The organism is Nocardia sp. NPDC003345, from assembly GCF_053589395.1.
Window position 1 is genome coordinate 17614 of the sequence record NZ_JBSFRU010000048.1, and the last position, 10042, is coordinate 27655.

A 10042-nucleotide genomic window follows, 5' to 3' on the forward strand; every position below is an offset into this window, starting at 1 on the left:
ACTTCGATACCGAATGGCGATCTGGGTCACAGCTGGGTACTCGTCCTGGAGGCTGGTTATCAGGGGGCAAACATACCGGAGGTTCAGATTCTGTGGTGGATTCCCTGACCCCCGCATTCGCGAGATCATTTTTTTTGCAAATTGTCGGTAACTCCGCTGTTGAATTTCCCAGAGACATGGTTCACTGGGTCTCGGTCGCAAGCTTCTGTGTTCGAGGGGCGGATGCAAAGTCCAAACCCTGGCAGGATCGATGTTGCGAACGGCTTACGTTGGCCCCCATGGGAGTCAAGAGTAGCGCCGATCGGAACAGGCCCGGTGGACGAAACCCAGTTGTCCGCCGTTCCGAGTAAGAAAAGAGAAGGAACAGAATGGCACAGGGAACTGTGAAGTGGTTCAACGCGGAGAAGGGCTTCGGCTTCATCGCGCCCGAGGACGGCTCTGCGGACGTCTTCGTCCACTATTCGGAGATCCAGGGTTCGGGCTTCCGCACCCTCGAGGAAAATCAGAAGGTCGAGTTCGAGGTTGGTCAGGGCACCAAGGGCCCGCAGGCCACCGGAGTGCGCGCGCTCAGCTGAGCGTCGGCTCCCAGTACGTCCCTCGTATCCCGTAACGGGAGCGAGGGACGAACTATATGTGGGGTATGCGCTTCCCGCGTACCTCCGCATCCATTCCGGCCTCGCGCTCCCGGCAGCCCGGCCCGGCCGTGGTCGCCCGGCGTAACCCGGGTTTCCCTTCGGCCGCGCACCCGTCGCGTATCGGGACACCCACCGCGATCGCGGGCTCCGCGCCCGGCCGCCCGCCGACGACGAGGTGGGCCCGTCCGGTCGGGCGGCTCACCGGAGTGAGGCGCCCGTCTCCACTCCCGCGGCCCATCCGGCCCGGTGACGCCGGGCACCCGGGCCGGGGTCCCGCGACGCGCGGAGGGGCGCCGGATTGCCCTCCACCCGCACCGGTCATCGCGATATCGGGCAGGTTCCCCACCCACCGTGCGTGCTTTGCCGCCCCCCGGCACTGCATACTGAACGGCATCGACGCGCCATCGCCCGATGGTCGCAACCGCTCGACCACGCGCAGCGTCAAGGTATAAACGTGTCTGGTGGTGATGTACGCCGTCACTACTTGTTCATCCAGCCGCGTCCTGCGCCCCCAGCAGAGTTCAGCGGGTCGAGGGAAGGAAAGGGATTCGCCGGTGGCAACACGAGACCGAAGCGCAGCCGAGGCGGGCCGTCCCGTGCGTCGTCTCGTGATCGTCGAGTCCCCCACGAAGGCCCGAAAAATAGCCCCCTACCTGGGCCGGAACTATACGGTCGAGGCTTCGGTGGGTCATATCCGGGACCTGCCGCGCGGCGCTGCCGATGTGCCGGCCAAGTACAAGGGGCAGGACTGGGCGCGCCTCGGGGTCGACGTGAACAACGACTTCGAACCCATCTATGTGGTCAGCCCGGACAAGAAGGGCAAGGTCACCGAGCTCAAAGGTCTGCTGGCCGACGCCGACGAGTTGTATCTCGCCACCGACCCCGACCGTGAGGGCGAGGCCATCGCCTGGCATCTCCTGGAGACGCTCAAGCCGAAGGTCCCGGTCCGGCGGATGGTGTTCCACGAGATCACCGAGCCCGCGATCCGGGCGGCCGCCGCGGATACCCGCGATCTCGACAACGACCTGGTCGACGCGCAGGAGACCCGTCGCATCCTGGACCGCCTCTACGGCTACGAGGTCAGTCCGGTGCTGTGGAAGAAGGTCATGCCGCGGTTGTCGGCGGGCCGGGTGCAGTCCGTCGCGACCCGGGTGGTCGTGCAGCGCGAACGTGAGCGGATGGCGTTCCGCTCGGCGGAGTACTGGGATATCGCGGCGAAACTGGACGCGGGCGGCGAGACCGATTCCGCCAACCCGCGCACTTTCTCCGCCCGTCTGGTCGATGTGGACGGATCCCGGGTGGCCACCGGCCGTGATTTCGGGTCGAACGGGCAGCTGAAAACCGATTCGCGGGCGCTGGTCCTCGACGAGGCCCATGCGCGCCGGCTGGCCGAGGCCCTGCACGGTGCCGACCTCGTGGTCACCTCCGCCGAGTCCAAGCCCTACACCCGCAAGCCGTACGCACCGTTCATGACCTCCACGTTGCAGCAGGAGGCCGGCCGCAAACTGCGTTTCACCTCCGAACGCACCATGCGCACCGCGCAGCGGCTGTACGAGAACGGCTACATCACCTATATGCGTACCGACTCGACCACACTGTCGGAGTCGGCGATCAATGCCGCGCGCGCCCAGGCCACCCAGCTCTACGGCGCCGAGTACGTGCACCCGACCGCCCGCCAGTACACGCGCAAGGTCAAGAACGCGCAGGAAGCACACGAGGCGATCCGCCCCGCGGGCGATACCTTCGCCACCCCGGGGCAACTGCACGCCCGCCTGGACCAGGACGAATTCCGTCTCTACGAGCTGATCTGGCAGCGCACGGTGGCCTCGCAGATGGCCGATGCCAAGGGCACCACCCTCACCCTGCGCATCACCGGCACCGCCGGTACCGGCGAGCAGTGCGTGTTCTCCGCCTCCGGACGCACCATCACCTTCCCGGGCTTCCTGAAGGCGTATGTGGAGAGCGTCGACGAGGAGGCCGGCGGCCAGTCCGACGACGCCGAGACCCGGCTGCCGCAGCTCGACGAGGGCGAGGGCGTTACCGCGGTCGAGCTGAACCCCGACGGGCACAGCACCAATCCGCCCGCCCGATATACCGAGGCCTCGCTGATCAAAACGCTCGAAGAGCTGGGGATCGGCCGCCCGTCCACCTATTCGTCGATCATCAAGACCATCCTCGACCGCGGCTACATCTACAAGCGGGGTAGCGCGCTGGTGCCGTCGTGGGTCGCCTTCTCGGTAACCGGGCTGCTCGAGCAGTATTTCGGCCGGTTGGTCGATTTCGATTTCACCGCCGCCATGGAAGACGATCTGGACGCGATCGCCGGTGGTCGCGCCCAGCGCGGCAACTGGTTGTCCAGCTTCTACTTCGGCGGTGACGACGGGGCGGAGGGGTCGGTCGCGCGGTCCGGTGGCCTGAAGAAGATGGTCGGGGAGCGGCTCGACGATATCGACGCCCGGGTGATCAATTCGATCAAACTCTTCAACGACGACGCGGGCCGCGATGTGGTGGTGCGGGTCGGCCGCTACGGCCCGTACCTGGAGCGGATGGTCACCGACCCCGACAAGCCCGATGCCGAACCGACTTCGCAGCGCGCGAATCTGCCCGACGATCTGCCGCCCGACGAGCTGACTCCCGAGATCGCGGAGAAGCTTTTCGCCACGCCGCAGGAGGGTCGCAAACTTGGCGTCGATCCGGAGACCGGTCACGAGATCGTCGCCAAGGAAGGCCGTTTCGGTCCCTACGTCACCGAGATCCTGCCGGAGCCGGAGGAAGATCAGGCGGCCAAGAAAACCGCCAAGAAAAACGGTCCGAAACCGCGCACCGGTTCGCTGCTCAAATCCATGGATCCGGCGACGGTCACCCTCGAGGACGCGCTGAAACTGCTGGCCCTGCCCCGGGTCGTCGGCACGGATCCGGGGTCCGGCGAGGAGATCACCGCCCAGAACGGCCGCTACGGCCCATATCTGAAGAAGGGCACCGATTCGCGTTCGCTGGCCACCGAGGATCAGATCTTCACGGTGACCCTGGACGAGGCGCTCAAACTCTATGCCGAGCCCAAACGCAGAGGTAGACAGGCCGCGGCCGCCGCGCCGCTGCGCGAACTGGGCAACGATTCCGCCACCGGGAAACCGATGGTGATCAAGGACGGCCGGTTCGGGCCCTATGTCACCGACGGGGAGACCAACGCGAGCCTGCGCAAGGGCGACGAGGTGGAGTCGATCACCGACGAACGCGCCTCCGAATTGCTGGCCGACCGGCGGGCCCGGGGCCCGGTGAAGAAGACCGCGAAGAAGGCGGCCAAGAAGGCTCCCGCCAAGAAGGCCGCGGCGAAGAAGACCACCGCCAAGAAGACCACCACGGCGGCGAAGAAGACCACCGCGAAGGCCGCCACGAAGAAGGCTCCCGCCAAGAAGGCGGCCGCGAAGAAGGCCCCGGCCAGGCAGTCCGCGAACGGTTCCTCCCAGGGCAGCGAATAACCGCCCGCCGCTTGTCGGACACCCGCCGTAGTGTCACGCGCGTTACCGTCCGATACCGAAGGAGCGCCGATGACCCGCAGCCGGGAACATGAGGATCTGATCCGGCTACTCGACGAGCAGCGGGAGATGTTCCGGATCACCCTGCGCGGTATCGGCGAAGATCAGGCGCGTACCCGCACCACCGCCAGCGAACTCACTCTCGGCGGGCTGCTGCACCACCTGGTCCGCTGCGAACGCGACTGGACCACCGTGCTGGTCGAACGTGACGAGAACGCGGAACAGAAGCTCGAGGACTACGCGGGCGAATACATCATCGCCGAGGACGAAACGGTCACCGGCCTCCTCGCGGAGTGGGATCGGATCGCCACGAACACCGCCGAACTCATCCGCGCGGTGGACGATCTCGACGCCTCCATCCCCACCCCGAAGAATCCCTGGGTCCCCGGCCGGGTGTGGTGGTCGGCCCGTTTCCTGATCCTGCACATCCTGCGCGAGATCGCCCAGCACAGCGGGCACGCCGATATCATCCGCGAGGAACTCGACGGCGCCAATACGACCGCGCAGCGCGCCGGTTAGCCCCGGTCCGGTGCGTAACCCTTCCGAAGCGCCCGCCGGCCCGGTGTCCCGTGTGGGCCACCGCCGCGCCGACCGCCTGGATTAGGGTGTCGGGCGTGGGAGTCTTCGATCGTCTCGTGGGCCAGGAGGCGGTGACGGCCGATCTGATCAGCGCCGCCGTCGCCGCGCGTTCCGGGACGGCCGAGGGTGCGATGACGCATTCGTGGCTGTTCACCGGCCCGCCCGGGTCCGGGCGCTCGGTGGCCGCGCTCTGCTTCGCCGCCGCCCTGCAATGCACCGACCCCGGCACCCCCGGCTGCGGCCACTGCCACGCGTGCACCACGACGATGGCCGGCACCCACGGCGACGTCCGCCGTGTGATCCCCGAGGGTCTGAGTATCTCGGTCAAGGAGATGCGCGGCATCGTCCAGATCGCCGCCCGCCGCCCCAGCACCGGCTACTGGCAGGTGGTCATCATCGAGGACGCCGACCGCCTCACCGAGGGTGCGGGTAACGCCCTGCTCAAGGCCGTCGAAGAGCCACCCGGGCGCACAGTGTTCCTGCTGTGCGCGCCGTCGGTGGATCCCGAGGACATCTCGGTCACCCTGCGCTCCCGCTGCCGCCACGTCCACCTGGTGACCCCGACGGCTCCCGCCATCGCCCGGGTGCTGCGTGAGCACGACGGCCTCGACGAGAAAACCGCCGAATGGGCGGCATCGGTGAGCGGCGGCCACGTCGGCCGCGCCCGCCGACTCGCCACCGATGAAGAGGCTCGAACCAGCCGCCGCCTCGCCCTCGATCTGGTTACGGCGGTAGCCCGCGGCAACGCCTACCTCGCCGCCGACGAACTCGTCAAAGCCGCGGACGACGAAGCCAGACAACTCAGCGCCGAACGCGACGAACGCGAACGCGACGAACTCGCCACCGCCCTCGGCGCCGGCGGCACCGGCAAAGGGGCCGCCTCCGCCACCCGTGGTTCGGCGGGGGTCCTGAAGGAACTCGAACGCCGCCAGAAATCCCGCGCCACCCGCACCGGCCGCGACGCCCTCGACCGCGCCCTCCTGGATATCGCCGGCCTCTACCGCGACGCTCTCGCCATCTCCTTCGGCGACTCCACCGGCCTCACCCTGACCCACCCCGATATGGCCGACCGCGCCCGCGACCTCGCCGCCCGCGCCCGCCCCGAAGGCCTGCTCCGCTCCATCGACGCCATCCTGGCCTGCCGCGAAGCCCTCGACCTCAACGTCAAACCCCGTTTCGCTCTCGCCGCGATGGCCGCCACCCTCATCGCCCAAAGCCGCTGACCACCCGTTTTCGCGTTCCCAGGTTCGAGACGATAGACTCGCGTGGCCGAAAGGCACGCCGCCTTAGCTCAGTCGGTAGAGCGCTTCACTCGTAATGAAAAGGTCAGGAGTTCGATTCTCCTAGGCGGCTCCACGTTTTCCCGGGATTCCGGGGCCGATGACGACAGTTTTTGACGACAGTCACCCTCGGTCCCGGAACAGCCCGTCCATCCCCGCCACTGCCTCACGCTGCACCCGTTCGATCACATCCATGTAGATGCTCGTGGTCGTCGAGATCGAGCTATGACGCAAGATCCGCTGTACAGTCGCGGCCTCGACGCCCTGAGCGAACAGCAGCGTCGCGCACGAGTGGCGAAGATCATGCAGGCGGATCGGTCGTACGCCAGCCTTCTTCACCAACTCGGTAAACGCCCGGTTGACGTTGCGCGGTTCCAGCGGCGTGCCCCTGGTTGTCGTGAACACCAGGCCCAACCGGTTCGCCTCCGATACGGCCACGTCCTGAAGCTGATCCTGTCGATGTTGCCGAAGGAGCTGGAGCAGCCTCGGCGGAAGCGGCACCGTCGCCTCCGAACCTTCAGTCTTGACGTCAAACAGATCCAGCCGGCCACCGACTCGATACAACGCCTGCGAGATATCGACCGCCCCACCGGTCAGATCCACATCAGTCCATCGGAGGCCCAGCGCCTCACCGCGGCGTAGCCCGATCGCCAGAGCCACCGACCACAGCGCGTACAGCCGGTGATCCTTCGCCGTCTCCAGAAAGCGCAATGCCTCGTCTTCGGACCAGGGCTTCTCCTTGCGCACCCGGCCAGCGGGCATCTTGACCTGCTTCGTCACATTGCGGGCCAGTAGATCGTCTTCCACCGCGTCTTGCATCGCAGCACGCAGAACCCGGAGGATCGTCCGGAGAGTCCCGGTACTGGGGAACTGCTCACAGCACGCCGCCGGAGTCCGAGCGCAGCAGCGAGCCTTGCCCTTCTCGGCCCGCTTGGCGTCTTTCTTCTGGACGCAGCACTGGCATTGCCGAGAGACCTTGGTCAGCCAATCACGAACGTGCTTGGCCTGCAACGCCCGAAGCTTGTGCCGTCCGAGCCCCGGGATCATGTACAGCCGAACCAGCGCCTCCCATGTGACGTAGGTTGTCGGCCGCACCGAGGGTTCGACCACGCTGTCCAGCCAGTATTGGAGGTATTGCCGAACGGTCATCGTCGTCACATCGACCGGAACCGCCCGGCGCTGCAACTCCTTGAGCCGGGTACGTTCCGCGTCGGCTTCCTCCCATGTCGCGCCGTAGACGCTGATCCGCTTGCGGGTACCGTCCGGCGCATCGACGAACAGCTTGAGTTCGTAGCGGCCGTCCTTGCGGGCGCTGATACTGCCGGAGCCGTTCGGGTTCTTCCTCCGAGCCTTCTCAGTCATCACGCCGCCTGGTCGATCAGGTCCGACACATAGCTATCGAACGATTGCCGGACGATACGACGCGACCGGCCGATGGTGACCGATCGAACCTGCCCGGACCAGATCAACTGATAGATGCTGTAGCGGGAGACCTGCAGAACGTCGGCCGCCTGCTGCACCGTCATGAACTTCTCGCTCATGATCCACACCCCTCCCTACGCCGCCGGGTCCGACGAATACTGTTGCGGTGCAACGGTTTCACGTGAAACGGACATATCCGGCCCGTCTGGCGGGTCGGCCAGGATGGCCCGGTTGTACTGGGCGCGTTGACTGATCTTCTGGGCCACCATCTGCATGATCAGATGCTCACGGGGTGGCACGTTCGGGTCGCCCGGTTCTACCGGTGTGATCACCATCTGCTGTACCTGATCCATCGGCATTCCGGCTTCGGCGAGGCGCTGCCGAACGAAGTCCGCGCGGTCGGCCTTGTGGTCGGCCAGGTCCTTGCCGGTCCACTTCCGCGACACCAGCACCCGCCGGCCACGCAGCCCGAGAGTTTCCCGCCGATGCGCTTTGCCCTTGCAGATCCCGGGTTGAGTCTTGGCGTTCGCGTTCTTCGGAACGACGCCGTAGCGGAACCAGATACCGCAGGTGGGGGAGCACGGCGTCTTGCACAGCTCCTGGTGCAGGCGGTCGTAGTGGTCGGCTGCCCGCTGGGACTGTGGTTCGATCACGTCCCCGATGGACTTGGTGAGGTACTTGGTCAGGTAGCCGATATGGCGTTTGGCTTCTTCGGTGCCGCCCAGGATTCCCTTGATGTCGATCTGCTGGCCGAACCGGATCACGTGGGCGGGTTCGAGTTCGTCGACCGACGACATCATGTCCTGGGCCTGGTCCCAGGTCGGGAGGGGTTCGCGGGTGTCGGGGTCCACGAACTTCTGTTGCTGGTGGTCGAAGAGCGGCAGCCGGTCGGGGTAGGTCGGCTCGTTGAAGTGCGGCCACCACACCTGGTGATAGGTCGCGGCCGCCAGCTGGCGGATCAGTTCCTTCGGGTCGGTGCCCCGGATCCCGATGTGGATATGCGGAGCTCCACGGCGCTGGGGTTCGACGGTGGCGAAGTACTGGACATCGCGACCGGAGGCCCGGCGGTAGTTCTGGATGAACCGGTCGAACAGTGCCGCGAAGTGGATCGTGTCCCGGGCGGCCTGGCGGTAGTCGTAGGTGTCCATGTTCACCGGAGCGCCATCCGGGCCGACACGACCGTAGGACGGGAGGGTGAGGGTCAGGAACAGCGAGGGCCGGTACTTGCCCGCGTACTCCCGCCCGATCGTGGTCTTACCGACCTTCTTCCGAGGCAGGTCCGGGGCCGCCTGCTGACGGCGAGTAGTCCGCTTACGGACCGGCTTCTCACCCGGATCCAGGCTGGGCAGCTTCCCGCGGATCCCGGTCCCGCGCAGGTCGTTGTCGAGGTCTTCCACGACCTCCCGGATGCCGTCCATCATTTCCTGGTCGCCGGACTCCTTGGCGTCGGCGTAGGAGGCCATGAGATCGGCACGGGCCCGCAGCAGGTCCATCTGCTGCTCGGTCGGTTTCTTCTTCTCCACTACCGGTTCCTCTCCGATGTGCCAGCCCTCGTGGGCCTGCTGGATACGCAGGAGCCGGGCGCGGGCCGAGCAGGCCGGGCACACGCACTCCAACGTCGATTTGCACGGGGCGCCGATGTATTTGGTGCCGCCGTCTTCGGTGGTGGCCAGCATCGGCAGAGGACGCTGGCACACGCCCTCCTTCTCCGCCGCCGACGCCGCCAACTCGACAAGGTTCAGTTCCGAACGCCGCTCCGCCGCCGTGGTCCGGGCCGCAGGAGCTCCACCAAGGTCTGTCACCGCCGCCGCCATCAGAACCACTGCTCGGGGTCGTCGATGTCGAACACTTCCGAGACCTTGCCCAGGTGATCACGGATCACCGGCCGACCCTGCGCGCTGTAGCCGATGACCTCCGGAGCCTTGCGCTCTCGCGCACCCGGGAACCCGATCACCTCGGCCACTGCCCCGGAAGCACCGGTCTCGGTCAGGCCCTGGGTGCAATCGCAGCGCTCGGTCGACGTCTCCGGGTCCAGGTGGCCGTCCACGTACTCGCTGCCGCCACACCGAGTGCAGGTCTCCCACACCGCCCCCGCGTACCAGGCGATACACGCTGCCTTCTCGCAGTGTCGGCCGCAGCAATAGATGCACCACCCCGCCGCATTCAACCGAGACGGCCGCAACACCTCCGACTTCAGAGAGCGAGTACGGAGCGAAACCATGTTCGAGGCCATCACGATCACCGACCCATCCACCGCGTCGGGGCACCGCCACCAGCGGGCCAGCACTCGAACATCACCGGACCCTCCGGAGAGCGCGGCAGCCGCGGCCCCTGCTCCCGATGGATCTCCCGAATCCGCCTCAGCTTCTCGGCGATGCGGACCGACTCCGGGACATCCGCCCCGGCCAGGTGCTGAGCGGAGTCGGAACGGTCCGACATCTCGTCTACTACGATGGTCATGACTTCGGAGCCCCTATCTCTGAGGTCAGAGTGATTGCTGGAGCGGTTGCACCCGCTTCGGTCTGCTCCCCGGTGACTGCGAATCGCCGGGGAGCTTCTTTGTGTCGCCCTCAGTCTCTATAATGACCTG

General features: G+C 66.5%; 8 protein-coding genes and 1 tRNA gene. 5 read left to right on the forward strand and 4 right to left on the reverse strand.

Features of this window, described 5'->3' with window-relative positions:
* Positions 1 to 368: 368 nt before the first annotated feature.
* From ACWDU1_RS08650 to ACWDU1_RS08670, 5 genes are all read left to right on the forward strand, one after another.
* Complete coding sequence (locus ACWDU1_RS08650) at positions 369 to 575, forward strand: cold-shock protein (RefSeq protein ID WP_011206895.1); 207 nt, start codon at positions 369 to 371, stop codon at positions 573 to 575.
* A 668-nt stretch (positions 576 to 1243) separates the two neighbouring features.
* A complete protein-coding gene (gene topA, locus ACWDU1_RS08655) occupies positions 1244 to 4114 on the forward strand; it encodes a type I DNA topoisomerase (protein ID WP_449996840.1) in 2871 nt (956 codons plus the stop codon).
* A 69-nt stretch (positions 4115 to 4183) separates the two neighbouring features.
* Positions 4184 to 4690, forward strand: coding sequence for a mycothiol transferase (locus tag ACWDU1_RS08660; RefSeq protein ID WP_449996825.1), 507 nt, complete (start codon positions 4184 to 4186; stop codon positions 4688 to 4690).
* A gap of 95 nt (positions 4691 to 4785) precedes the next feature.
* A complete protein-coding gene (locus ACWDU1_RS08665; RefSeq protein WP_449996826.1) occupies positions 4786 to 5973 on the forward strand; it encodes a DNA polymerase III subunit delta' in 1188 nt (395 codons plus the stop codon).
* Between the two features lie 57 nt (positions 5974 to 6030).
* Positions 6031 to 6106: transfer RNA gene (locus ACWDU1_RS08670), tRNA-Thr, on the forward strand.
* 47 nt (positions 6107 to 6153) lie between these two features.
* Here ACWDU1_RS08670 and ACWDU1_RS08675 read toward each other — a convergent pair.
* Genes ACWDU1_RS08675 through ACWDU1_RS08690 form a run of 4 tightly spaced genes read right to left on the reverse strand, consistent with a single transcriptional unit; the run spans position 6154 to position 9694 of the window.
* On the reverse strand, positions 6154 to 7392 hold the full coding sequence (locus tag ACWDU1_RS08675; protein ID WP_449996828.1) for a tyrosine-type recombinase/integrase: 1239 nt from the start codon (positions 7390 to 7392) through the stop codon (positions 6154 to 6156).
* Positions 7392 to 7571 (reverse strand): helix-turn-helix domain-containing protein, encoded by a 180-nt coding sequence (locus ACWDU1_RS08680; RefSeq protein WP_449996829.1) that lies wholly within the window; start codon positions 7569 to 7571, stop codon positions 7392 to 7394. Before ACWDU1_RS08680 ends, ACWDU1_RS08675 begins: the two co-directional genes overlap by 1 nt.
* 15 nt (positions 7572 to 7586) lie before the next feature.
* Complete coding sequence (locus tag ACWDU1_RS08685; RefSeq protein WP_449996831.1) at positions 7587 to 9266, reverse strand: replication initiator; 1680 nt, start codon at positions 9264 to 9266, stop codon at positions 7587 to 7589.
* On the reverse strand, positions 9266 to 9694 hold the full coding sequence (locus ACWDU1_RS08690) for a hypothetical protein (protein WP_449996832.1): 429 nt from the start codon (positions 9692 to 9694) through the stop codon (positions 9266 to 9268). The genes ACWDU1_RS08685 and ACWDU1_RS08690 overlap by 1 nt, the downstream gene beginning before the upstream one ends.
* Positions 9695 to 10042: the final 348 nt, after the last annotated feature.